This window comes from Paraburkholderia sp. BL17N1 (genome assembly GCF_003634175.1).
Lineage (GTDB): Bacteria > Pseudomonadota > Gammaproteobacteria > Burkholderiales > Burkholderiaceae > Paraburkholderia.
Genome location: NZ_RBIW01000001.1, coordinates 1067571 through 1091877 on the forward strand (window position 1 = coordinate 1067571; position 24307 = coordinate 1091877).

The window sequence follows — 24307 nt, forward strand, 5'->3', positions numbered from 1 at the left end:
CGGGCTCTTTTCATTGGTGCGCAAGGTTTCGCCCCGCCGGGTGCCACGGCTCTTTTGAACGCCGCGCACAGCGGTTCAGCGTGGGATCAGAGACCCCAGACGATATCCGCGTTTTCCTTCTGCGCCGCGCGCAGCATGTCGAGGAACGGATACGCGCGCTGCGCGAGTCCCGGCGGAATTTCGTGATGCTCGTGGCCGTCTTCGCCTTCGTGAAAATGGCCGTCGTGCTCGGCGCGTTCCTGCTTGTCGAAGGTAATGGCTGCCTCGAGCTTCTCGATGGCCGGCCCCGCTTCGTCGTGAGTGATCACGCCGCGCTCACCCAGCCGCTTGCCGACGATGCCGACCAGATACTGCGCGAGATTTTCCAGCATCATCACGTCCGGACAGGCGCGGCATTTGAAAGTAATCAGCATGACTGTTCCCTTTTTCGTTATGTTGGATTGGCGCGCAAGCCGCCCAAAGGCAACTGCCAGCGCGCGTTACGTTGGCTCGCGATCAGGCGCAGCGGCCACGGCCCTTGTTGGGCATCTCATTGAACATATTAGCACCTGCTAAAATCCGTCTGGACGGAAAAGCGTGCCGCAATGCACCGCGCGGCGAAGTGCGTGTAACGTGGCCAGGCCGGTTGAGCACAACCCGCGAACCGCCGCGGCCCGCCCAGCGGTCAACGCCACGGCAGGCCGGCTGCACCGCATTTGAAGCGTTGCAGACAACGTGCCTGATACCGGGCGCATTGCGCCCGCCGCGCTTCGGCAAGTGCATGCCGCTTTCCACGCTTCTGACGAACCGGTTGCGCCTCGCGCGGCCGGCGCCTCTCCCGCATCACCGGATTGCCTCACTGGACTCGCAACAAGCATGCTGCCTGCACATAAACTTACCCTCGAAACACTGCTCGCCGACACCGTGAAGCAGGTCGCGACCGCCTCGCAAGGCGCGAGCGAAGCCGCGTTCGTGTCGCCCACCATCACGCTGGAGCGTCCCAAAGTCGCCGCGCACGGCGACGTCGCGTGCAACGTGGCGATGCAACTCGCCAAGCCGCTGCGCGCCAATCCGCGTCAGCTGGCGCAACAGATTGTCGACGCGCTGCTCGCGCAACCGCAGGCCAAAGGCCTCGTCGAAGCCGCCGAAGTGGCCGGCCCCGGCTTTATCAACCTGCGCCTCGCGTCCGCCGCCAAGCAGGCTGTGATCGCCGCCGTGTTCGCCGAGAAAGAAGCTTTCGGCCGCTCGCAGCGCGACGCCGGCAAACATGTGCTGATCGAATTCGTCTCGGCCAACCCCACCGGCCCGCTGCACGTCGGCCACGGCCGTCAGGCCGCGCTCGGCGACGCGCTCTCGAACGTGTTGGCCTCACAAGGCTATGATGTGCACCGCGAGTTCTACTACAACGACGCCGGCGTGCAGATCCAGACACTCGCGCTGTCGACCCAGGCACGCGCGCGCGGCCTCGCTCCCGGCGACGCAGGCTGGCCGGCTTCGGCATACAACGGCGAGTACATCGCCGAGATCGCGCGAGACTATCTGAACGGCGTCACCGTGGCCGCGAGCGACGGCGAGCCGGTCACCGGCGCGCGCGACGTCGAAGACCTCGAAGCGATCCGCCGCTTCGCCGTGGCGTACCTGCGGCGCGAGCAGGACATGGACTTGCAGGCATTCGGCGTGAAGTTCGACCAGTACTATCTGGAATCGTCGCTGTACAAGGAAGGCCGGGTCGAGAAGACCGTCGAGGCCTTGATCGCCGCCGGCAAGACCTACGAACAGGAAGGCGCGCTGTGGCTGCGCACCACCGACGACGGCGACGACAAAGACCGCGTGATGCGCAAGAGCGACGGCACCTACACGTACTTCGTGCCGGACGTCGCCTATCACGTCGCCAAGTGGGAACGCGGCTTCACCAAGGTCATCAACATTCAGGGTTCGGACCACCACGGCACGATCGCGCGGGTGCGCGCCGGGCTGCAAGGTCTCGGCGTCGGCATTCCGAAAGGCTATCCCGACTACATCCTGCACAAGATGGTCACGGTCATGCGCAACGGCGAAGAGGTGAAGATCTCCAAGCGTGCCGGCAGTTACGTGACGGTGCGCGACCTGATCGAATGGTCGGGCGGCGCCACGCCGGGCTCGGAAGCCGCCGTCGATCTGATCGACGAGGAAACGATTCGCCGCGGCCGCGACGCCGTGCGCTTTTTCCTGATCTCGCGCAAGGCGGATACGGAATTCGTGTTCGACATCGACCTCGCGCTGAAGCAGAACGACGAGAATCCGGTGCATTACGTGCAATACGCGCACGCGCGGATCTGCTCGGTCATCGCCGAAAGCAAGGCGCGCTACAGCACGGACGAAAGCACGCTGGCGGACGTGGACGTCTCGCCGCTCACCAGCGAACGCGCGATGACCCTGTTGAACAAACTCGCCGAATTCCCGGACATGCTGCAACACGCCGCCGACGAACTCGCGCCGCACGCGGTCGCGTTCTATCTGCGCGACCTCGCCGGGGAATTCCACTCGTTCTACAATGACCGTGCCGAGCGCGTGCTGGTCGACGACGCGGCCGAGCGCAATGCACGCGTGGCGCTGCTCGCGGCCACGCGTCAAGTGCTGGCCAACGGTCTCGCGACGATCGGCGTCTCCGCTCCCGCCAAGATGTAAGTCCTCCGGCGCAACATGCATGCGGCCGTCGTTATAATCGACGGCCGTTCCAGGATTCTTTTTGCAGGTGATTCATACGATGGCAAAACCACGCCGCACAACAAAGCAATCGAAACAAACCGGGGGCACTTTTCTCGGAATCGTGCTGGGCCTGATCGTCGGCCTTGCGATCGCGGTGGTGGTTGCGCTGTATATCACCCGTGCGCCTACGCCTTTCGTCTCGAAGGTGGCGCCGCCGGCGGCGTCCGATTCTTCCAGCGCGAACCAGCCGCAATACGACCCGAACCGTCCGCTGCAAGGCAAGACGCCGGGTCAGCCTGTGCCGCAAGCCGCGCAGCCGGCACCGCCGAACACCGCGCCCGGCCAGACCAACTCGCAGACGCAGTCGGGCATGCTGGAAGAACCGCAGATCGTCGAGGTGCCGCCTTCTAACGCCAACAACGGCAACGCGAACGGCACGGCGGTCGCACCGAAGCCCGCGCAGGATAACGGCAACGGCACGGCCACCACGCCGGCGAAGAAGCCGCAAGCCTCCAGCGCACCGGCCGCCACCGCGGCAGGTTCGGCGCCGAAGAGCACTTCGTCCACCACGGCCGCTAACGCCAAGCCCGGTTCGGGCGCGACGCCCGCGCCGGGCGATGCGAACACCGGCTACTTCCTGCAAGTGGGCGCGTACAAGACCTCGGCGGACGCCGAACAGCAGCGCGCGCGCCTCGCCTTCCAGGGCTTCGAATCGAAAGTCACGCAGCGCGACGCCGGCGGCGTCACGTATTACCGCGTGCGTATCGGGCCGTTCTCGAAGTTCGAAGACATGAATTCGAGCCGTCAGCGTCTGTCGGACGCGGGCGTGGATACCGCAGTGATCCGCTTCACGAAGCAATAAGCCACAATAAATACACGGTGATTTGCCGGAACGCGCCGCCGCCGAACTATCGGCGTGCGGCGCGTGTCACAAGCACGACGGACGGTTCAAACCGTTCAACGCCGAATCTTGAAGACGGTGACGGGCATTTGCGTGGCGCCACCGTTCTACGCCTACTTGGGTCAACAACATGAAGAAACTGCTGAGCATTCTGTTCCTCTCGCTGGGCCTCGTTGCCGCCTCGGCACAGGCATCGCCCACCGCGCCGGTGTCGGGCAAGGATTTCACCGTGCTGCCCAACGCGCAGCCCACCGACGTGCCCGCCGGCAAGATCGAAGTCACCGAATTCTTCTGGTACGGCTGCCCGCACTGCAATGAATTCAACCCGTACCTCGAAGCGTGGGTGAAGAAGCAAGGTCCGGACGTGGTGTTCAAGCGCGTGCCGGTCGCCTTCCGGGACGACTTCATTCCGCATTCCAAGATGTACCACGCGCTCGACGCGCTCGGCCTCGCCACGCAGCTCACGCCGAAGGTCTTCAACGAAATCCACGTCAACAAGGACTATCTGCTGACGCCGGAAGATCAGGCCAAGTTCCTCGCGAAGAACGGCGTCGATCCGAAGAAGTACATGGACGCGTACAACTCGTTCTCGACGCAAAGCGCGCTGCAGAAGGACAAGAAGCTGCTGGACGACTACAAGATCGACGGCGTGCCGACGCTGGCCGTGCAGGGCAAGTATGAAACCGGCCCGGCCGCGACCAACAGCCTGCCGGGCACGATCCAGGTGCTCGACTACCTGGTCGCCCAGGTCCGCGCCAAGAAGATGTAAAGCTAAGGCGCCGGAATGAGTTCCCCCCTGAAGGTTTTCATTACCGGCGCTTCGAGTGGCATAGGCCTCGCGCTCGCCGCCGAATATGCGCGGCGCGGCGCGATTCTCGGCCTCGTTGCCCGCCGCGGCGACGCCCTCGCCGCCTTCCAGAAGTCCCATCCGCAGAATACCGTCTCCATCTACTCCGTCGATGTGCGCGACGCGGAAGCGCTCGCCGATGCGGCTGCACAGTTCATCGCGCGGCACGGCCTGCCTGACGTCGTGATCGCCAACGCCGGCATCAGCCGCGGCGCGGTCACCGGTCACGGCGATCTGCGCACGTTCCGCGAAGTGATGGACATCAACTACTTCGGCATGGTCGCGACTTTCGAGCCGTTCGCCGCCGCGATGATCGCCGCGAAACGCGGCACGCTGGTGGGAATCGCCAGTGTCGCGAGTGTGCGTGGCTTGCCGGGCTCCGGCGCGTACAGCGCGTCGAAATCGGCGGCGCTCAAATATCTGGAAGCGTTGCGCGTCGAAATGCGGCCGCATGATGTCGGCGTGGTGACGATTGCGCCCGGCTATATCCGCACGCCCATGACCGAGCACAACCCGTACACCATGCCGTTCCTGATGAACGCCGACCGTTTCGCGCTCAAGGTGGCGCAGGCGATCGAACGTCGAACCGCGTTCGCGGTGTTTCCCTGGCAGATGCGCGTGGTGGCCATGCTGCTGCACGTGCTGCCGCGCTGGCTCTACGACCGCGCTTTCGAGCGGGCGCCGCGCAAGCCGCGCGCCACCGCCGAAGCCGAGTAAGCCATGCAACCCCGTGCGGTCGATGCAGCCGGCGTCGCGCACGAACCAGCGGGCGCCGCGACGCGCATTGTTTCGCTGGTGCCAAGCATCACTGAACTGCTGTTTGCGCTTGGCCTCGACAAGCAGATTGTCGGCCGCACCGGTTTTTGCGTGCATCCCCACGACAAGGTGCAATCGGTGCGCAAAGTCGGCGGCACCAAGGCTGTGAACCTCGACGCCATTCGTGCGTTGCGCCCCACCCATCTGATCGTCAATATCGACGAAAACGAACGCGATACTGTCGAGCAGTTGCGGGCGTTTGTGCCGCATATTGTCGTGACGCATCCTCAAACGCCGCGGGACAATCTGGCGCTCTATACACTGCTGGGCGCGATTTTCGGTTGTGCGCAGGAAGCGCAGCGCCTGAGCGAAGCGCTCGAAGCTCGCCTTCGCGACGCGGCGGCGCATGCGTTCATTCCGCAAAATGTGCTGTATCTGATCTGGCGCGAACCCTGGATGACCGTAGCGCGCGACACCTATATCTCGACGATGCTGCGGCTCGTCAACTGGCACACACTGCCGGACGTGCAAGGCGGTGCGGCAGGCGCCGCGCGTTACCCGACGCTCGACTTCGACACCGCGCCGTGGCTCGCCCAGGTCGACCGCATCCTGCTCTCCAGCGAGCCGTATCGCTTTACACAGGTCCATTGCGACGCGCTGAAACGCGACGCGCGCCTGGCCGGCAAGCGCATTGAGTTGATCGGTGGGGAAATGGTGTCGTGGTACGGCGTGCGCGCGATCGAAGGCATCGCTTACCTGATGCAGCGCGCTGCGACGGCCTGAGCGCGTGCAAGGACAGCGCGCCTTAAATCTGGGCCGCACCCGCCATATGAATATGCGGATTATGTTGTTGTCGCCGCAACCACCCTTCGATAAGCTTTCGCGAAGGCCCGCGCGCGCGTCGGCGACAGCCAACCCATGCGCCAGCGCCGGAAACGTATCACAATAAAGATGACGGCTACGCCGCAAGGCCGCCCGTCCTTCGTCAACGGAACATAATCACACAACCAGACGCACTGCCTGACTGCGCTTGTTATGGGAGATCCTATGCGCTTCAAACTGCTCGCAGCCGCCGTACTGTTCACGGCGCCCGCGCTCGTGCTCGCCAAACCGCTGACCGTCTGTACCGAGTCGAGCCCCGACGGCTTCGATGTCGTGCAGTTCAATTCGCTCGTCACGACCAACGCGTCGGCCGACGTGATCTTCAACTCGCTGGTCTCGTACGACGAGGCCGCGAAGAAAGTGGTGCCGGCGCTGGCCGACAAGTGGGACGTAAGCCCCGACGGCCTCACCTACACGTTCCATCTGCGCCCGAACGTGCAGTTCCAGACCACTGATTACTTCAAGCCCACGCGCGCGCTGAATGCAGACGACGTCGTCTTCACGTTCGACCGCATGCTCAACGATAGCAATCCGTGGCACAAGGTGGCGGGCGCGAGCGGCTTCCCGCATGCGCAGTCGATGGGTCTGCCGAAGCTCATCAAGTCGATCAGCAAGGTCGACGACAACACCGTCAAGTTCGAACTGAACGCGCCCGACGCGACCTTCGTCTCGATCCTGACCATGGGTTTCGCCTCGATCTATTCGGCTGAATACGCCGATCAGTTGCTCAAGGCCGGCAAGCAGGTCGATCTGAACTCAAAGCCGATCGGCACCGGTCCGTTCGAACTGAAGAGCTATACGAAAGACGCAGTGATTCGCTACGACGTGAATCCGACCTACTGGGGCCCGAAACCGAAGATAGACCGCCTGATCTACGCGATCACGCCGGACGCCACGGTGCGGGCGCAGAAAGTGAAGGCGGGCGAATGCCAGATCGCCTTGTCGCCGAAGCCGCAGGACCTCGCTGATGCCAGGACGGACAAGTCGCTTGCCATCGTGCAGACGCCCGCGTTCATGACGGCGTTCGTCGCGTTGAACACGCAGAAGAAGCCGCTCGACAACCAGAAGGTACGCGCCGCGCTGAACATGGCGTTCGATCGCACCACGTATCTGAAGACCGTGTTCGACAACACGGCGACGCCGGCCGTGAATCCGTATCCGCCGAACACGTGGAGCTACGACAAGGCCGTGAAAGCGTGGCCGTACGACCCGGCGAAGGCAAAGAAGCTGCTCGCCGACGCGGGTTATCCGAACGGTTTCGAAACGACTATTTGGGTGCGGCCGAACGGCAGCGTGCTGAATCCGAATCCGAAGGCCGGCGCCGAACTGCTGCAAGCCGACTTCGCAAAGATCGGCGTGAAGGCCGACGTGAAGGTGATCGAATGGGGCGAACTGATCAAGCAGGCCAAGCAAGGCCAGCATGATTCGCTCTTCATGGGTTGGGCCGGCGACAACGGCGATCCGGACAACTACCTGTCGCCGCTATTCAGTTGCAACGCGGTGAAGTCGGGGATCAACTTCGCGCGGTTCTGCGACCAGGATCTGGACAAGCTGATCGCCGACGGCAAAGCAACGCCGGATCAGGCCAAGCGCACGAAGGCGTATGAACAGGCGCAGCAGATCATTCACGATCAGGCGCTGTGGATTCCGCTTGGGTATCCGACTGCTGCGGCGATCGCGCGCACGAACGTGAGTGGGTATCACGTGAGTCCGTTTGGGCGGCAAAACTTCGGAGCGGTGTCGGTGCAGTAATCGCGTTCGCGTTTGAACGTGCCGCATGCGAAAGAAAGCCCGGTTGCGAAAGCTCCGGGCTTTTTGCTTTACCGGCATCCGAGGCTCGATTACTAATTCGCGCAATACGCTATGCATTGCGGGTATCTCGATGAAAAAGACTTCTGCAATACGCATTAATTGCAGGAAACGTTAAAAGTTTGTCATTTTTTTAGCACCACATCAACGAACGACGTTAGGATTCAAATTTAATTTGGATACCTATTTTATGCCTTATTGGAATATAAATTCCGCTGTCGACTATCTTCAATGGCATGCGGAATCTTCAAGCCAGCAACGTTGCGCAAGATACGTTCGAGAGGCAATCCAGCGCGGCGGAATTTCACTCATGGTGATGTACTCCGCGAGGAACTATGGCTCTTCGTTAATCTGCACAGGCTTTTATGAGGTAAGCGACGCAAATCCGCAGAAAGGGGATGTCGTCGTGATCCAGGCCATCGCGAACCATCCGGACGGTCATATGGCCATGTACGACGGACGAATCTGGATTTCCGATTTCAGACAGCAATACGGTTTTTATCCCGGCCCAGCATACCGGAGCGCACGTCCGCCTTATCAAATCTACCGTCACGACTGAGCGGCATCATGCGAAAAATCTTCATGCTAATTGCGGCGCTCTTCGTCATTTCCGGCAGCTTCTTTCAGCCGCTGGCGCTCGCGCAGATGCGCCAGGCCACGACGCCCGAGGCCAGTACCAAGGCTTTCTATACGTGGTTCATCAAGCGGGATTCAGAAGACCGCGGCTATGCTCTCATGGACAAGGAAGTCTATCGCTACGTATCGAGATCGACCGTCGACTTCCTGAGGGCCGAATATAAGCAAAACAAGTTTGCCGAAAGGGCCGAGTACTTCACAAAGGTGCAGGATTACGACGAGCAGGATTGGCTCGCGCACATTGCAACGCATCCCGCGATCATGCTTGACGATGTCGCGCTCGTTCCCGTTACGTTCGGATCCGCAGAGAAGAAAACCATTCTTGCGTTTCTGCGCAAACAGAATGGTGTCTGGAAGATCACCAAAATCGACGATACGCAAGATGACAAATAGTACGTTTCAGTGCCGCATTGACCACTGAAAGCCCCCGCCTGCGGGCTTTCCTCTCCCATCAACACACCACCTCGATCACGCCGGCGAAAACCGAATCACCCCATCCGCATCCTGTCTACGCTTCAACTCACCGGCAAGCCACAGCAGATGCAAGTGCGCTAGCGCTTCACCCATCGCAAACGTCATCTGATGGATATCGAGTTGCCGCTTGAACATCAGCGGCACAATATCCGCGGCGCTCTGCGGCTTCTCCGCGCACGCCTCGCGCACTTCGGCCAGGCGCGCGTCGTGATGCTCGCGCAACTGGCGGATGCGCGTGCGCACGCCGCGAAACGGCTTGCCATGCGAAGGCAGCACGAGCGTGTCTTCCGGCATCGTCTCGTAACGGCCTAGCGACTCCAGATATAACGCGAGCGGCGTGCCTTCCGGCTCCATATCGAACACCGACACGTTAGTCGAGATGCGCGGCAGCACCATGTCGCCGGAAATCAGCACGCCGGTCTCTTCGCAGAACAACGCGCAGTGTTCGGGCGAATGGCCGAAGCCGGTCACCACGCGCCAGGTCTTGCCACCAATCTCCACGCCGTCCGCTTCCCGCAACCGGCGATATTGCCCCGGAATCGCCGGCACGAGACTCGCGTAATAGCTCTTGCGATTGCGCAATTTCTCAAGCGACTCTTCGTCGGTCACGCCGTGTCGCGCGAAGTGTCGTGCCGCGCCCTCGCCGCCCGCATTCGAGCCGTCGCCGGCAGCCATGACGCGGGCCTGCATGTATTCGCCAAGCGTCATCCATAGCCGCACGTCCCAGCGCTTTTTGTCGCCGCCGGCGCAAATCCAGTGCGCGAGGCCGATGTGATCGGGATGGCAATGCGTGACGATCACGCGCAGCACCGGCAGGCCGTCGAGCACCGAGTCGAACACTTTCTCCCAGTTCTCCTTGATCGTGTCCGAGGTGATCCCGCAGTCGACCACCGTCCAGCCCAGCTGGCCGTCGATCTCGTCGCGCAACAGCCAGAGGTTGATGTGATCCAGCGCGAAAGGCAACGGCATGCGCAGCCAGAACACGCCTGGCGCGACTTCCAACGCATGGCCCGCGTCCGGCAAGGTGTCGTTGAACGGGTAGTCGAGTTGATGTTCGAGTGCATTCATTGTGGGTGTCTTCCTCCGTCGGCCGTCCGGCATGGCGAGGTGTGCGATGCCGGACGGCGTGGTTGCCGTGTGCGAATGACGTACCGCCGCCGTACTGCGCCTGGTTGCGTTCAACTCAAGTTGACGATAACGTAAACGTCGATTCTATCGTTCAATCCGATTTCCTGCCCGGCCACGGAATGCCCCGATGAACACGCAATACACGATCACCGAGCTCGCGCGGGAATTCGACGTCACGCCCCGCGCGATCCGCTTCTACGAAGACCAGGGTTTACTCTCTCCGAGCCGTGAAGGGTCGAGTGGCCTGCGGCGCGTCTATTCGGGCCGCGACCGCACGCGTCTGAAGCTCACCTTGCGCGGCAAACGGCTCGGCTTCACCCTTTCGGAGATTCGCGATCTGCTGGACGTGTACGAGTCGCCGACCGACACGGTGCCGCAGTTGCACGCGTTCCTCGCCACGGTGGCGCGTCATCGCGAAGTGCTCGAGCGTCAACTGGAAGACCTGAACGCGACGCTCGAAGACCTCGCGCAATACGAAACCCAGGCGCGCGCGCTGCTGGACGGCGGCACGCGCGAAGCCAAGCCGGCCTGAACAATCGCGGCGCGATGCGTCGCAGGTGCGCCCGACGATACAATCACGGGTGTCTTCACGACATGAGGCGAATGCGCGGTCGACATGAATCACTTCCCCAAACTGCTGTCGTCGCAGATCGGTTTTGACCTCGCGCAGACCATGCTCGAAGGATTCGACCGGCATTACCGGATCTTTCGCGACGCCGCGATCCACGCCAAGACGCTCTTCGAAAGAGCCGACTGGCACGGTCTGCAGAAGCTCGCGCGCGATCGCATTACTTCATACGACGAGCGTGTCGATGAATGCGTCGAACTGCTCGAAGACGAATACGACGCGGAAAAAATCGACAGCGAAGTGTGGCAGCAGATCAAGCTGCATTACATCGGCCTGTTGACCACGCACCGTCAGCCGGAGTGCGCCGAAACGTTTTTTAATTCGGTATGCTGCAAGATCCTGCACCGCTCGTACTTCAACAACGATTTCATTTTCGTGCGCCCGGCCATCTCGACCGAATACATCGAGAACGACGAGCCGGCCGCGAAACCGACTTACCGTGCGTACTATCCGGGCAAAGACGGACTCGCGGCGACGCTTGAACGTATCGTCACGAACTTCCAGCTGGAGCCGTCGTTCGAAGACCTGACGCGCGACGTCGGCTGCGTGATGCAAGCGATCCACGACGCGTTCGGTGCGTTCGACGAAGCGCCCAATTTCCAGATTCACGTGCTTTCGTCGCTGTTCTACCGGAACAAGTCGGCGTATATCGTCGGACGGATCATCAACGGCGATTTGCTGCTGCCGTTCGCGGTGCCCTTGCGTCATGTGAAGCCGGGCGTGCTCGCGCTCGACACCGTGCTGCTCAAGCGCGAACAGTTGCTGATCATTTTCAGCTTTTCGCATTCGTACTTCCTGGTGGACATGGAAGTGCCGTCCGCCTACGTCGAATTTCTCGGCACCATCATGCCAGGCAAGCCGAAGGCGGAAATCTATACGTCGGTGGGCTTACAGAAGCAGGGCAAGAATCTGTTCTATCGCGACCTGCTGCATCACCTCTCGCATTCGAGCGATCAGTTCATCATCGCGCCCGGCATCAAGGGGCTCGTGATGCTGGTGTTCACGCTGCCGTCGTTTCCGTACGTGTTCAAGCTGATCAAGGACAACTTCCCGCCGCCGAAGGAAACCACGCGCGCGCAGATCCAAAGCAAGTATCAGCTCGTCAAGCGACATGACCGGCTGGGCCGCATGGCCGACACGCTCGAATATTCGAGCGTGGCGTTGCCCCGCTCACGTCTGGACGAAGCGCTGGTGCGCGAGCTCGAGAAGGAAGTGCCGTCGCTGCTCGAATACGACGGCGACAACCTGGTGATTCGCCATATGTATATCGAACGCCGCATGGTGCCGCTCAATCTGTTCCTGCAGAACGGCAACGACGAAGACGTCGAGCACGGTATCAAGGAATACGGCAACGCGGTGAAGGAACTGATGCAGGCGAACATCTTTCCAGGCGACATGCTGTACAAGAACTTCGGCGTGACGCGTCACGGCCGTGTGGTGTTCTACGACTACGACGAAATCGAATATCTGACCGACTGCAACGTGCGCGCGGTGCCGGCGCCGCGTAACGAGGAGGACGAAATGTCGGGCGAGCCGTGGTACTCGGTCGGCCCGCACGACATCTTCCCGGAAACGTACGGCACATTCCTGCTCGGCGACCCACGCGTGCGCCGTTCCTTCATGCAGCATCACGCGGACTTCTTCGATCCTGCGCTATGGCAACGGCACAAGGATCATCTATTGAAAGGCGAACTGCCCGACTTTTTCCCGTACGACGACAGCGTGCGCTTCTGCAACCGCTACCCGGAACGCTTCGTCGATGCCGCCGACCTTGCATCGCACGCGCCAGATGCGCCAGCCGACGCGCGCAGCGTGCGGGTGGCGTGAGGCTCACGCGCCGCTCGCATCTTCAGATGCCTCGTCCGAACCTTATGTAACGACATCGACCGGTCGATCGGTCGAGCAACCGCCAAAACGCACCATGAACACGAACGATTCAACTCCTGACAATCCGCTCTCGCATCTGTTCGACAACAACGAAGCGTGGGTCGCCCGCAAGCTGTCCGAAGACCCAGAGTATTTCTCGCGCCTCGCGCATCAGCAGACGCCCGAGTATTTATGGATCGGCTGCTCCGATTCGCGCGTGCCGGCGAACCAGATCATCGGCTTGCCGCCGGGCGAAGTGTTCGTGCACAGAAACATCGCCAACGTGGTCGTGCATACCGATCTGAACTGTCTCTCGGTGATCCAGTTCGCCGTCGATCTGCTAAAGGTCAAGCACATCATGGTAGTCGGCCACTACGGTTGCTCGGGCGTCGGCGCGGCGCTGCACGGCCGTCGCGTGGGTCTCGCGGACAACTGGCTGCATCACGTGCAGGACGTGCGCACCAAACATGCGGCGCTGATCGAGGAATGGCCGATCGGTGAGGTGCGCCATCGGCGGCTGGTCGAACTGAACGCGATCGAACAGGTGATGAACGTATGCCGCACCACCATCGTCAACGATGCGTGGGCGCGCGGCCAGGAATTGACGGTACACGGCTGGGCGTACGGCGTGCATGACGGCAAGGTGCGCAATCTCGGCATGACGGTCAGCGAGCCGGGCGCGCTCGATGCCACCTATCAGAAGTGCGTCGCGGCGGTGTCGGCTAGTGGCCCGCACAAGGCTGAGAACGACGTGGTCGCCGCCGATGCGGCGCAGCTCGGCGACGTGCCGGCTATCGTCGAAGGCGTAATCAAGGAGCTTAAACATGAGTGAGACAAAGATTGATCCGATCGTCATCGTGGGCGTGGCACGCACGCCAATGGCGGCATTCCAAGGCGACTTCGCCGCGCTGACGGCGCCGCAATTGGGCTCGGTAGCGATAGAAGCCGCCGTGAAACGCGCGGGACTGAAGCCCGAGCAGATCGACGAAGTGGTGATGGGCTGCGTGCTGCCCGCCGGCCTCGGTCAGGCGCCCGCGCGTCAGGCCGCGCTCGGCGCCGGCTTGCCGCTCGCCACGGGGAGCACGACGGTGAACAAGATGTGCGGTTCCGGCATGCGCGCGGCGATGTTCGCGCACGACATGCTCGCGGCGGGCTCCGTCGATGTGATTGTCGCGGGCGGCATGGAAAGCATGACGAATGCGCCGTACCTGCTGCCCAAGGCGCGCGGCGGCATGCGCATGGGCCACGGTCAGGTGATCGACCACATGTTCTACGACGGCCTCGAAGACGCCTACGAAAAAGGCCGACTGATGGGCACCTTCGCTGAAGAGTGCGCAGGCTCGTTCGACTTCACGCGCGAGGCGCAGGACGCGTTCGCCGTCGAGTCGCTCAATCGTGCGAAACGCGCCAACGAAGACGGTTCGTTTGCCTGGGAAATCGCGCCGGTGAAAGTGGAGAGCCGCAAGGGCGATGTCACGATCGATCGTGATGAGCAGCCGTTCAAGGCGAACATCGAAAAAATTCCGACGCTCAAACCGGCGTTCAGCAAAACCGGCACCGTGACGGCGGCGAATTCGTCGTCGATTTCCGACGGCGCGGCCGCGCTCGTCATGATGCGCGAATCGACCGCGAAGCGTCTCGGCGTCGAGCCGATTGCCCGCGTGGTCGGTCACTCGACATTCGCGCAGGAGCCGGCGAAGTTCACCACCGCGCCGGTCGGCGCGATTCGCAAGCTGTTCGAGAAGAACGGCTGGCGCGCCGACGAGGTCGACCTGTATGAGGTCAACGAAGCCTTTGCCGTCGTGACGATGGCGGCCATGAAGGAACATCATCTGCCGCACGAGAAGGTCAACGTGAACGGCGGCGCCTGTGCGCTCGGCCATCCGATCGGCGCGTCGGGCGCGCGGATTCTCGTCACGCTGATCGGCGCGCTGAAGAAGCGCGGCGGCAAGCGCGGCGTCGCCACGCTGTGTATCGGCGGTGGTGAAGCGACGGCGATGGGTATCGAACTGGTTTAACCCGCGTTTTTGAGCGCGCTGTTTTGACGGCTTGCTGAGGTATTCCATGAAGACAGTGTTGATCGTCGGTGCATCGCGCGGCATCGGTCGGGAGTTTGCACGGCAGTACAAAAAGAGCGGCTGGCGCGTGCTCGCCACCGCGCGCGACGGCGCCGCGCTCGACGCGTTGAACGAACTCGGCGCCGAAACTTTTTCACTCGATGTGAGCGCGCCGGAAGAAATCGCCGCGCTCGGCTGGAAGCTCGACGGTGAGCGACTCGACGCGGCGATCCTGGTGTCGGGCGTGTACGGCCCGCGCACGGAAGGCATCGAGACGATCACCGCTGAAGACTTCGACCACGTCATGCACACCAACGTGCGCGGACCGATGCAACTGATGCCGATCCTGCTGCCGCTCGTCGAAGAGGCCGGCGGCGTGTTCGCGGTGATCTCGAGCAAGATGGGCAGCATCGGCGACGCGAGCGGCACGACCGGGTGGCTGTATCGCGCGAGCAAGGCGGCGTTGAACGACGCCCTGAAACTCGCGTCGCTGGAAGCGAAGCGCGCCGCGTGCGTGTCGTTGCATCCGGGCTGGGTGCGCACCGACATGGGCGGTGCGCAGGCGGCGATCGATCCGGCGCGCAGCGTCACCGGCATGCGAGAAGTGCTGGCGCAAGCCGCGGCGGCGCATGAAGAGTTCAACGGCCGCTTCTATCAATACGACGGCACGCTGCTCGACTGGTGAGCAGCTGTGCCGCACGGGAGACACATACATGGTGCTTGATCAGGATCACTTGATGGTCCGCGACGCGCTGCGCACCTTCGTGCGCGAAGCGATCACGCCGCATGCCGCGGCGTGGGACCGTGAGCGTACTTTTCCGAAGGATGTGCACCGGCAACTCGCCGAACTCGGCGCGTATGGCGTGCTGGTGCCCGAAGCGTACGGCGGCGCCGGCATGGACGCGCTGGCGCTCGCGCTGATTCTCGAAGAAATCGCCGCCGGCGACGGTGGCACCTCGACGGCTATCTCCGTCAACAACTGCCCCGTCTGCAGCATTCTGCTGACCTTTGGCAACGACGCGCAGAAACGCGACTGGCTGACGCCGCTTGCGCGCGGCGAGATGCTCGGCGCGTTTTGCCTGACCGAACCGCAGGCCGGCTCCGACGCATCCGCGTTGCGCACCACCGCCACACGTGACGGCGACGCGTACGTGCTGAACGGGGTCAAACAATTCATCACGAGCGGCAAGAACGGCAACCTCGCGATTGTGATGGCCGTGACCGATAAAGCGGCGGGCAAGCGCGGCATCAGCGCGTTCATCGTGCCCACCGACACGAAGGGCTACGTTGTGGCGCGAGTCGAGGACAAGCTCGGCCAGCATTCGTCGGATACGGCGCAGATCATTTTCGAGGACTGCCGCGTGCCGGCCGCGAATCTGATCGGCGCGGAAGGCGAAGGCTACCGGATCGCGTTGTCGGGGCTGGAAGGCGGACGCATTGGTATCGCCGCGCAAAGCGTCGGCATGGCGCGCGCCGCGTTCGAAGCGGCCTTGAGTTATGCGAAGGAGCGCGAAAGTTTCGGCGCACCGCTGTTTTCGCACCAGGCCGTGCAATTCCGCCTCGCCGACATGGCGACGCAACTCGAAGCGGCGCGACAATTGATCTGGCACGCCGCATCGTTGAAAGACGCCGGTCAACCGTGCCTGACCGAAGCCGCGATGGCCAAGCTATTCGCGTCCGAAGCCGCCGAGCGCATCTGTTCTGCCGCTTTGCAGATTCACGGCGGGTACGGCTACCTGAGCGACTTCCCGGTCGAGCGCATTTACCGCGATGTGCGCGTGTGCCAGATCTACGAAGGCACCAGCGACATCCAGAAGATTTTGATCGCGCGTGGTCTTGGCTGAAAGTCAGATGAATAAGCAAATGTTGTTAGTGCAACGACCATCCGACTGTCCGTGCGGCGGCGCCGCGCCCGACCAGCGTAGCGGTGCCAAGGCGCCGCGCTTCGCGCAGTGCTGCGGCCGCTATATCGACGGCGGCGAAACGGCGCCACGGGCGCTCGAACTGATGCGCTCGCGCTATAGCGCCTATGTTGTAGGCTCAACGGATTACCTGCGCGCCACCTGGGCGCCGCAGACCTGCCCCGCCGATCTCGACGCGGACCCGGCCGCACCCGATGCGCCGCGTTGGCTCGGACTACAAATCAAGGCGTTTGCAGAAACCGACGCCGATCACGCGACGGTCGAATTCGTCGCACGTTACAAGGTGGGCGGCCGCGCGCGTCGGTTGCACGAACTGAGCCGTTTCGTTCGCGGCGATGATGGCCGCTGGCGCTACGTCGACGGCGACATCAGCGAATAAAGTCCCTTTCTGCCCCTTACAAGACGCCGCAGCGTCCTTACGCCGCGCTCACATATGGCCCTGATAGCAGGGCCATTTTTTTGTTGGCGAGATGCCACATGACCCGCGCCACGCCTGATTGCTTCGGTGCGCCAAACGCCGGTGACGCCTGTATCGACCGGGCTCAGCGATCAAACAGCACGCGGCAATTTTTGCGACGCGGGTTCTCCTTGATTGCACAAAACAAAATTGTCGTGCCAGGATGAGGCCGTAGCTTCATGACGTCACGTTGCGAGGGCCGGTCGATACCAGCTCCGCAAAATGCGCAGGGAGCCCTGCCGGGCACCAGACAGTGTGGTTCCGGCGGCGGTTTCGGGCAGCAGCCGTGGCGCTCATCATCGGCGCGTGGGGTCGCGTCGGCCGTTTGGGTTCATCCCGTGCGATCTCGAATAGCGTGCGTGCGCCTCTGGTGCACTCCGTACGCGAGTGTGTTTTTGTTTGTCGAAAACCCGCCCGAAAGGCAAATGTCAGCAATGACTTTCGACAGACAGACGCCACGGTGTTCAGGGCAGGTTTTTGAGGCAGGTGCGTGAATGGTGTTCAGCAAGGTTCTGACGAAGTGTGCGGTGATCTGTGCAGCGGCTACATGCGCTGTCGCACTCGCGCACGCCGACCCGCTCGCGGACACGCAGCCGGGACCGTTGACCCGCGCACACGTGCCGCGCATCGCGCTCGACGACGACGTCTATCTGCCCACCGCCGGTCTCAACGAACAGATCATCCGCGTACCGGTCGATGCAGCCGGCACGGTCACTCTCGAAACGACGATCTACAAACCGGACGGCGCTGGCCCGTTTCCGATGATCGTTTTCAACCACGGCAAGATTCCCGGCGATCCGCACACGCAGGAGCGCAGCGACCCGCTGCCGTTCGCGCGCGAATTCGTGCGCCGCGGCTACGTGGTGGTGGCGCCGAACCGCCAGGGTTTCGGTCACTCGGACGGCGTGTATCAGCAGGACGGTTGCGACGTCGAGAAAAACGGCATCGGCCAGGCCGGCGACGTCGCCGCGACGGTCGACTTCATGTCGAAGCAACCTTACGTGGACGCGACGCATATCGTCGTGGCCGGCACCTCACACGGCGGTCTTGCGACGATGGCGTACGGCACGCAAGCTGCGCCGGGCGTGAGGGCGCTGATCAATTTCTCGGGCGGCTTGCGGCAGGACGCGTGCGGCGACTGGCAGGGCAACCTGACGCATGCGTTCGGCGCGTATGGCGAAAAGACCAAGGTGCCATCGCTGTGGATGTACGGCGATAACGATTCGGTCTGGAACGCGCGGTTGGTGGCGGCCATGTACGCCGCTTATGGCGCGCATGGCGCGAGCGCGAAGATGGTGGATTTCGGCAACTACAAGAATGACGCGCACCGGCTGGTCGGCGATCGTGATGGCGTGCATGTGTGGTGGCCGGCTGTCGAGGCTTTTCTCGCGCAGGTGGGCATGCCGACTGGCGTGCAGTATCGTGTGTCGGATCCGTCCACGCCTAAAGCCAGTGGGTTTGCTGCTGTCGATGCGGTCGACGCCGTGCCGTTTGTCGATGAAGCCGGGCGTAATGGGTATCGGAATTTCTTGCATCAGTTTCCTAGTCGGGCGTTTGCTGTTTCTGACTCGGGGGCCTGGTCCTGGGCTGAGGGCGGTGATGATCCGATGTCGGTCGCGGTCGCGAATTGTCAGAAGCAGTCTTCTGCGCCTTGCAGGTTGTATGCGGTGAATAGCTCCGTTGTTTGGGGGGATCAGTCTTCGCAGACGGCTGATGGTGGGGGTGCTGCTGGCGGCGCCGATGCTCGGCGGGCTCTTGCTAGTCGGGAGTAGGAGTCCGGTTTTGTTTATGCCTGCCCGGCGGGTGTTGCTTCTCGGTGTTCTTTGAGGCGTTGGCCTTTCCTTGATCTCTTTGTGGTCTATTAGCGTTGCCCCTGTGCGGGGCGGCACCTACTTTCTTTGCCGCGGCAAAGAAAGTAGGCAAAGAAAGCCGCTTCACACCGCCAGCTCATAAGCGGGTCCCTCGGCTTGGAGGGGGCGCTGGCCCATCTGGAATCTGTGCCCCCGCACATTCAGCCTCAGTGACAAGGCCGTCATTCTTCCGGCGGCGCTGCGCGCGCCGTCGCGGTAATTCGTCAAACCATCGGTTCGCTCTTGTGCTCAGTACTTCCTGAGCTACCAGCCCCTATCCGTGTACCAACTTCTCCAATCCTCATCGTTTCGGCGTTCATGCCGAAACGAGGTCGTCGGCCCCACCGCGCACGAAAAACCCAGTCGACTTACGCAGTCCCTTCCGGCGAGCGCGCAGCGCGAGGCGGGAGGTATGACTGCTGTGTCACAAGCGTCGAATGTGCGGGGCACAGATTCCAGATGCGCCACTACCGCGGCTGTGCGGGGGACCCGCTTATGGGCTCGCGGTGTGAAGCGGCTTTCTTTGCCTACTTTCTTTGCCGCGGCAAAGAAAGTAGGTGCCGCCCCGCACAGGGGCAACGCCAATAGACCACCATGAATGCAAGGAAAGGCCAACCCCGCAGAGAACACAGACACGAAAATCCGAGCCGGCGCAGACCCAAAACCCCAAATCCCCGCCAGTAAGTTGCCACTACTTTGCCGTCGTCAACTCCGCCGATCAGCGACCTTCACTCACAAACAGAAACCACCTGCACCGAACATCGCCAATCCCCAGCGCCGCAGGCAAAAACGCGCATCGAACCCCTAGTGCACAGCACGAAATAAACCGCTAATCTCGACCCCGCAAGCCCGCCAAGAGCCGCGCGCAGCGCAAAAAAATCCGCGCCACCCGACTGAAAACGGCCCTAAAAAGCCACCCCGCGCAGCGGCAAAAAAGCACCCCTGGAGTACCCCTTTGGAAAACCCAGCACCACCATCAGCCGCCCCCGAAGACTGGATCGCCCGCAGCCTCCGCGCCGTCTGGCACCCCTGCACGCAGATGAAGCACCACGAACGCCTGCCGCTCGTGCCCGTCGCGCGCGGCCAGGGCGCGTGGCTCTATGACCGCGCAGGCCATCGTTATCTGGATGCCATCAGCTCCTGGTGGGTCAACCTGTTCGGCCACGCCAACCCGCGCATCAACGCGGCACTGAAAGACCAGCTCGACACGCTCGAACACGCCATGCTCGCCGGCTGCACGCACGAACCGGCCATCGAACTCGCCGAGCGGCTCAGCGCGCTGACGAGCAACACGCTGGGCCACGCGTTCTTCGCATCAGATGGCGCATCCGCCGTCGAAATCGCCCTGAAGATGAGCTTCCACTCGTGGCGCAATCGCGGTTTCGCGGACAAGCAGGAATTCGTCTGCATAGCCAATAGCTACCACGGCGAAACCATCGGCGCTCTCGGCGTCACCGATGTCGCGCTCTTCAAAGACGCCTACGATCCGCTGATCCGCCACGCGCACGTCGTTGCATCGCCCGACGCCCGCCTCGCGCAACCAGGTGAAAACGCCGCCGACGTCGCGCGCCGCGCGCTCGATAACGTTCGCTCGCTGTTCGAAACACGCGCCACGAAAGTCGCCGCGCTAATCGTCGAGCCGCTCGTGCAGTGCGCAGCCGGCATGGCCATGCACGACGCGTCGTATATCACCGGATTGCGCGCCTTGTGCGACCAATACGGTGTGCATCTGATCGCCGATGAAATCGCCGTCGGCTGCGGACGCACCGGCACTTTCTTCGCCTGCGAACAGGCCGGCATCTGGCCGGACTTTTTATGTCTGTCGAAAGGGATCAGCGGCGGCTATCTGCCGCTTTCCATCGTGCTGTCGCGTGACGAAATCTTCGCGGCCTTCTATCACGACGACACCGCGCGCGGCTTCCTGCATTCGCACTCGTACACCGGCAACCCGCTCGCGTGTCGCGCGGCGCTCGCCACGCTCGATCTGTTCGCGAGCGACAACGTGCTTGCCGCCAACGCGCAAAAATCCGCGAAGCTGAAGGCCGCGCTCATGCCGCTAGCCGAGCACAAGCAAGTCCGCAATCTGCGCCAGTGCGGCACGCTCTTCGCCTTCGATGCCGTGATCGACGACGCCCAGCAAGCCAAAACATTCTCGCGCCGCTTCTTCGAAAACGCGCTGCAGCGCGAACTGCTGCTGCGCCCGATTTCGACCACGGTGTATCTGATGCCCCCATATATCCTCGACGACGAAGAACTCGCGCTGCTCGCCTCGCGCACGCGCGAAACCTTCGAAGCCACGCTCGCGGAGACCCGCTAATGCACCTGCTCGACAGGCTCACCGAAGGCCTCGCGGAAATCGATGCGCGCGGCCTGCGCCGTCGCCGCCGCACTGCCGAAACGCCATGCGCCGCGCACATGACTGTGGACGGCCGCGAAATCATCGGCTTCGCCAGTAACGACTATCTCGGTCTCGCCGCGCATCCGCAACTCATCGCGGCGATCGCTGAAGGCGCGCAGCGTTATGGCGCGGGCAGCGGTGGCTCTCATCTGCTCGGCGGCCACTCGCGCGCGCACGCGCAACTCGAAGACGATCTCGCGGAATTCGCGGGCGGCTTCGTCGATAACGCTCGCGCGCTCTACTTCAGCACCGGCTATATGGCGAATCTCGCCACGCTCACCGCGCTCGCGGGCCGCGGCACGACGCTCTTCTCCGATGCGCTCAATCACGCCTCGCTGATCGACGGCGCGCGCTTGTCCCGCGCCGACGTGCAGATCTACCCGCACTGCGATACAGAAGCGCTGAGCGCAATGCTCGAAGCCTCGGAGGCCGACGTCAAAGTGATCGTCTCCGATACCGTCTTCAGCATGGACGGCGATATCGCACCGCTGCCGCGTCTGCTCGAACTCGCGGAGCAACACGGCGCATGGCTGATCGTCGACGACGCGCACGGTTTCGGCGTGCTCGGCCCGCAAGGCCGCGGCGCGATCGCGCAAGCCGCGCTCCGTTCGCCGAACCTCATTTCGATCGGCACGCTCGGCAAAGCGGCCGGCGTCTCCGGCGCGTTCGTCGCCGCGCATGAAACCGTGATCGAATGGCTCGTGCAGCGCGCGCGTCCGTACATCTTCACCACCGCGTCGGTGCCGGCCGCGGCGCACGCGGTGTCGGCGAGCTTGCGCATCATCGGTGGCGAGGAGGGCGACGCGCGTCGCGCGCATCTTCGGCAACTGATCGAACGCACGCGCGCCATGCTGAAGGCGACGCCCTGGCTGCCGGTCGACTCGCATACTGCCGTGCAGCCGCTCATCATCGGCGCGAACGACGCCACGCTCGACATCGCGGCCACGCTCGATCGCGCGGGTCTGTGGGTGCCGGCGATCCGTCCGCCCACCGTGCCCGCCGGCACGTCGCGTTTGCGTATTTCGCTGTCGGCCGCGCACTCGCAAGCGGACCTCGACCGTCTCGAAGCCGGCTTGCAGCAACTCGGAGCGAAAGCGGCATGAATAGCACAGTTCAACACGCACTGTCGTTGTTCGTCACCGGCACCGATACGGAAATCGGCAAGACGTTCGTCTCGTCGGCGCTGTTGCGCGGCTTCGTCCGCGAAGGCTTGCAAGCTGCCGCAATGAAGCCGATCGCCGCCGGCGCGTTCGAACTGAACAGTGTGCTGCATAACGAAGACGCGGATCAACTCGACGCCGCGTCCAACGTGTTGCTGCCGCCCGCGATGCGCACGCCGTATCTGCTGAAGGAACCGGCCGCGCCGCACATCGCGGCCACACTGGAAAACGTCACGTTCGATCTCGGCCACATCGTCGATTGTCACGCGCAGGCTCTGAAGCGCGCGGAGATCGTGGTCGTGGAAGGCGTCGGCGGCTTTCGTGTGCCGTTGACGACCACACAGGACACCGCCGATCTCGCCGTCGCGTTGAAGCTGCCGGTCGTGCTGGTGGTCGGCATGCGGCTCGGCTGCATCAGCCATGCGCTGCTCACCGCCGAAGCAATCGCCGCGCGCGGGCTCACGCTCGCCGGCTGGGTCGCGAATCGCATCGATCCGGACATGACGTTCCCCGACGAAAACATCGCATCGATCCGCGAGCATCTGGCACGTGAATACGACGCGCCGTTGCTCGGCATCGTGCCGAATCTGAATCCAGCCTCGCCCGAGCTTGCGGCGGACCAACTCGACATCAAACGGCTTTTGCAGACGCTGCGGCACATGCAAACGCATTCGCAGCGCTAAAAACTCACATATCCATCCATGAGGATTGACGACATGACGCAACTGAACATCGCTTCCACACCCGCCGACACAGCCGCGGCAAACAACAATGCCAACGCCGCAGCTGGCGCGAAACAGGTCGCGCGCTGGCGCGTCGCCGACATCGTCGCGTTGTACGAACTGCCGTTCAACGACCTGATGTTCAAGGCGCAGCAAACCCATCGCGAGCATTTCGATGCGAACACCGTGCAACTGTCCACGTTGCTGTCCATCAAGACCGGCGGCTGCGAGGAAGATTGCGCGTACTGCCCGCAGTCGGTGCATCACGATACGGGCCTGCAGGCCGACAAGCTGATGCCGGTCGACGAAGTGCTCGCCGCCGCCAAGGTCGCCAAGGAAAACGGCGCGACGCGCTTCTGCATGGGCGCCGCCTGGCGCAATCCGAAAGACCGCCACCTCGAACCGATCAAGGACATGATTCGCGGCGTGAAGGCCATGGGTCTGGAAACCTGCGTGACGCTCGGCATGCTCGAAACGCATCAGGCGCAAGGGCTGCGCGAAGCGGGCCTCGACTACTACAACCACAACCTCGACACGTCGCCGGAATTCTACGGACAGATCATCTCGACGCGCACGTATCAGGACCGCCTCGACACGCTTGAACGCGTGCGCGATGCGGGCATCAACGTGTGCTGCGGCGGGATTGTGGGTCTGGGTGAATCGCGTCGTGAGCGTGCCGGTCTGATCGCGCAACTGGCGAACATGGAGCCGTATCCGGAATCGGTGCCCATCAACAATCTGGTCCAGGTGGAAGGCACGCCGCTGACCGGCACCGAAGCGATCGACCCGTTCGAATTCGTGCGTACGATCGCGATTGCGCGCATCACCATGCCGCGCGCGATGGTGCGTCTGTCGGCAGGCCGCGAGCAGATGGACGAAGCGTTGCAGGCGCTGTGCTTCCTCGCCGGTGCGAACTCGATTTTTTACGGCGATCAATTGCTGACCACCAGCAATCCGCAAGCAGAGGCCGACCGCAAGTTGCTTGAACGTCTCGGCATTCGCGCCGAGGCCGCGCAGCAAATGCCGCTCGATCAAAGCGGCTGCGAACATGGCTGTGATAAGCACGCTGCGCCGAACTGAGCGTATGCATCGCGCGTGATAGAGCACGCGCAATAAAAAAGGCTGCCTCGTTTTTCGAGGCAGCCTT

Annotated in this window: 22 protein-coding genes; 20 read left to right on the forward strand and 2 right to left on the reverse strand. The window is 62.6% G+C overall.

Translation table 11 applies throughout. The features are described 5' to 3' along the window. Positions 1-86 precede the first annotated feature (86 nt). Complete coding sequence (locus tag B0G82_RS04620; RefSeq protein ID WP_121306771.1) at positions 87-413, reverse strand: DUF1840 domain-containing protein; 327 nt, start codon at positions 411-413, stop codon at positions 87-89. Between the two features lie 442 nt (positions 414-855). On the opposite strand from B0G82_RS04620, the gene argS reads away from it, so the two are divergent. From argS to B0G82_RS04660, 8 genes are all read left to right on the forward strand, one after another. Beyond that, positions 856-2646: an arginine--tRNA ligase gene (gene argS, locus B0G82_RS04625; protein WP_121306772.1), complete on the forward strand. Its 1791-nt coding sequence runs from the start codon at positions 856-858 to the stop codon at positions 2644-2646. Positions 2647-2707: 61 nt separating this feature from the next. Further along, the gene (locus tag B0G82_RS04630) at positions 2708-3529 is read left to right on the forward strand and encodes an SPOR domain-containing protein (RefSeq protein ID WP_121306773.1); all 822 of its coding nucleotides are present in this window, start codon (positions 2708-2710) and stop codon (positions 3527-3529) included. A 169-nt stretch (positions 3530-3698) separates the two neighbouring features. Beyond that, positions 3699-4337 carry a thiol:disulfide interchange protein DsbA/DsbL gene (locus B0G82_RS04635; RefSeq protein WP_121306774.1) on the forward strand — a complete coding sequence of 213 codons (639 nt, stop codon included), beginning with the start codon at positions 3699-3701 and terminating at the stop codon, positions 4335-4337. A gap of 15 nt (positions 4338-4352) precedes the next feature. Continuing rightward, a complete protein-coding gene (locus tag B0G82_RS04640; protein ID WP_121306775.1) occupies positions 4353-5132 on the forward strand; it encodes an SDR family oxidoreductase in 780 nt (259 codons plus the stop codon). Positions 5133-5135: 3 nt separating this feature from the next. Continuing rightward, positions 5136-5954: a cobalamin-binding protein gene (locus tag B0G82_RS04645; protein WP_121306776.1), complete on the forward strand. Its 819-nt coding sequence runs from the start codon at positions 5136-5138 to the stop codon at positions 5952-5954. 264 nt (positions 5955-6218) lie between these two features. After that, a complete protein-coding gene (locus B0G82_RS04650; RefSeq protein WP_116143163.1) occupies positions 6219-7805 on the forward strand; it encodes an ABC transporter substrate-binding protein in 1587 nt (528 codons plus the stop codon). 247 nt (positions 7806-8052) lie between these two features. Next, positions 8053-8421, forward strand: a complete 369-nt coding sequence (locus B0G82_RS04655; RefSeq protein WP_121306777.1) for a CHAP domain-containing protein — start codon at positions 8053-8055, stop codon at positions 8419-8421. 8 nt (positions 8422-8429) lie between these two features. Continuing rightward, positions 8430-8891: a DUF3828 domain-containing protein gene (locus B0G82_RS04660; protein WP_116143167.1), complete on the forward strand. Its 462-nt coding sequence runs from the start codon at positions 8430-8432 to the stop codon at positions 8889-8891. 75 nt (positions 8892-8966) lie between these two features. On the opposite strand, the gene B0G82_RS04665 is transcribed toward B0G82_RS04660, so the two are convergent. Next, positions 8967-10040 carry an MBL fold metallo-hydrolase gene (locus B0G82_RS04665; RefSeq protein WP_199730058.1) on the reverse strand — a complete coding sequence of 358 codons (1074 nt, stop codon included), beginning with the start codon at positions 10038-10040 and terminating at the stop codon, positions 8967-8969. A 187-nt stretch (positions 10041-10227) separates the two neighbouring features. On the opposite strand from B0G82_RS04665, the gene B0G82_RS04670 reads away from it, so the two are divergent. The 12 genes from B0G82_RS04670 (at position 10228) to bioB (ending at position 24240) form a co-directional block, all read left to right on the forward strand. Beyond that, a complete protein-coding gene (locus B0G82_RS04670; RefSeq protein ID WP_116118753.1) occupies positions 10228-10632 on the forward strand; it encodes a MerR family DNA-binding transcriptional regulator in 405 nt (134 codons plus the stop codon). An 84-nt stretch (positions 10633-10716) separates the two neighbouring features. Beyond that, positions 10717-12555 (forward strand): bifunctional isocitrate dehydrogenase kinase/phosphatase, encoded by a 1839-nt coding sequence (gene aceK, locus B0G82_RS04675; protein ID WP_121306779.1) that lies wholly within the window; start codon positions 10717-10719, stop codon positions 12553-12555. A 94-nt stretch (positions 12556-12649) separates the two neighbouring features. Then, on the forward strand, positions 12650-13426 hold the full coding sequence (can, locus tag B0G82_RS04680) for a carbonate dehydratase (RefSeq protein WP_106282296.1): 777 nt from the start codon (positions 12650-12652) through the stop codon (positions 13424-13426). Next, positions 13419-14612: an acetyl-CoA C-acetyltransferase gene (locus B0G82_RS04685; RefSeq protein ID WP_116143173.1), complete on the forward strand. Its 1194-nt coding sequence runs from the start codon at positions 13419-13421 to the stop codon at positions 14610-14612. Before can ends, B0G82_RS04685 begins: the two co-directional genes overlap by 8 nt. Positions 14613-14658: 46 nt before the next feature. Beyond that, a complete protein-coding gene (locus B0G82_RS04690) occupies positions 14659-15336 on the forward strand; it encodes an SDR family oxidoreductase (RefSeq protein WP_106282298.1) in 678 nt (225 codons plus the stop codon). A gap of 28 nt (positions 15337-15364) precedes the next feature. Continuing rightward, positions 15365-16495 (forward strand): acyl-CoA dehydrogenase family protein, encoded by a 1131-nt coding sequence (locus B0G82_RS04695; RefSeq protein ID WP_121306780.1) that lies wholly within the window; start codon positions 15365-15367, stop codon positions 16493-16495. A gap of 7 nt (positions 16496-16502) precedes the next feature. Then, positions 16503-16952 (forward strand): YchJ family protein, encoded by a 450-nt coding sequence (locus B0G82_RS04700; protein ID WP_121306781.1) that lies wholly within the window; start codon positions 16503-16505, stop codon positions 16950-16952. Positions 16953-17524: 572 nt separating this feature from the next. Next, the gene (locus B0G82_RS04710) at positions 17525-18802 is read left to right on the forward strand and encodes a CocE/NonD family hydrolase (RefSeq protein WP_116143181.1); all 1278 of its coding nucleotides are present in this window, start codon (positions 17525-17527) and stop codon (positions 18800-18802) included. Between the two features lie 1033 nt (positions 18803-19835). Continuing rightward, positions 19836-21197 (forward strand): adenosylmethionine--8-amino-7-oxononanoate transaminase, encoded by a 1362-nt coding sequence (bioA, locus tag B0G82_RS04725; protein ID WP_121306782.1) that lies wholly within the window; start codon positions 19836-19838, stop codon positions 21195-21197. After that, positions 21197-22381: an 8-amino-7-oxononanoate synthase gene (gene bioF, locus B0G82_RS04730; RefSeq protein ID WP_116143185.1), complete on the forward strand. Its 1185-nt coding sequence runs from the start codon at positions 21197-21199 to the stop codon at positions 22379-22381. Before bioA ends, bioF begins: the two co-directional genes overlap by 1 nt. Further along, on the forward strand, positions 22378-23121 hold the full coding sequence (gene bioD, locus B0G82_RS04735; protein ID WP_121306783.1) for a dethiobiotin synthase: 744 nt from the start codon (positions 22378-22380) through the stop codon (positions 23119-23121). The genes bioF and bioD overlap by 4 nt, the downstream gene beginning before the upstream one ends. A 33-nt stretch (positions 23122-23154) precedes the next feature. Continuing rightward, complete coding sequence (gene bioB, locus B0G82_RS04740; RefSeq protein ID WP_116143189.1) at positions 23155-24240, forward strand: biotin synthase BioB; 1086 nt, start codon at positions 23155-23157, stop codon at positions 24238-24240. Positions 24241-24307: the final 67 nt, after the last annotated feature.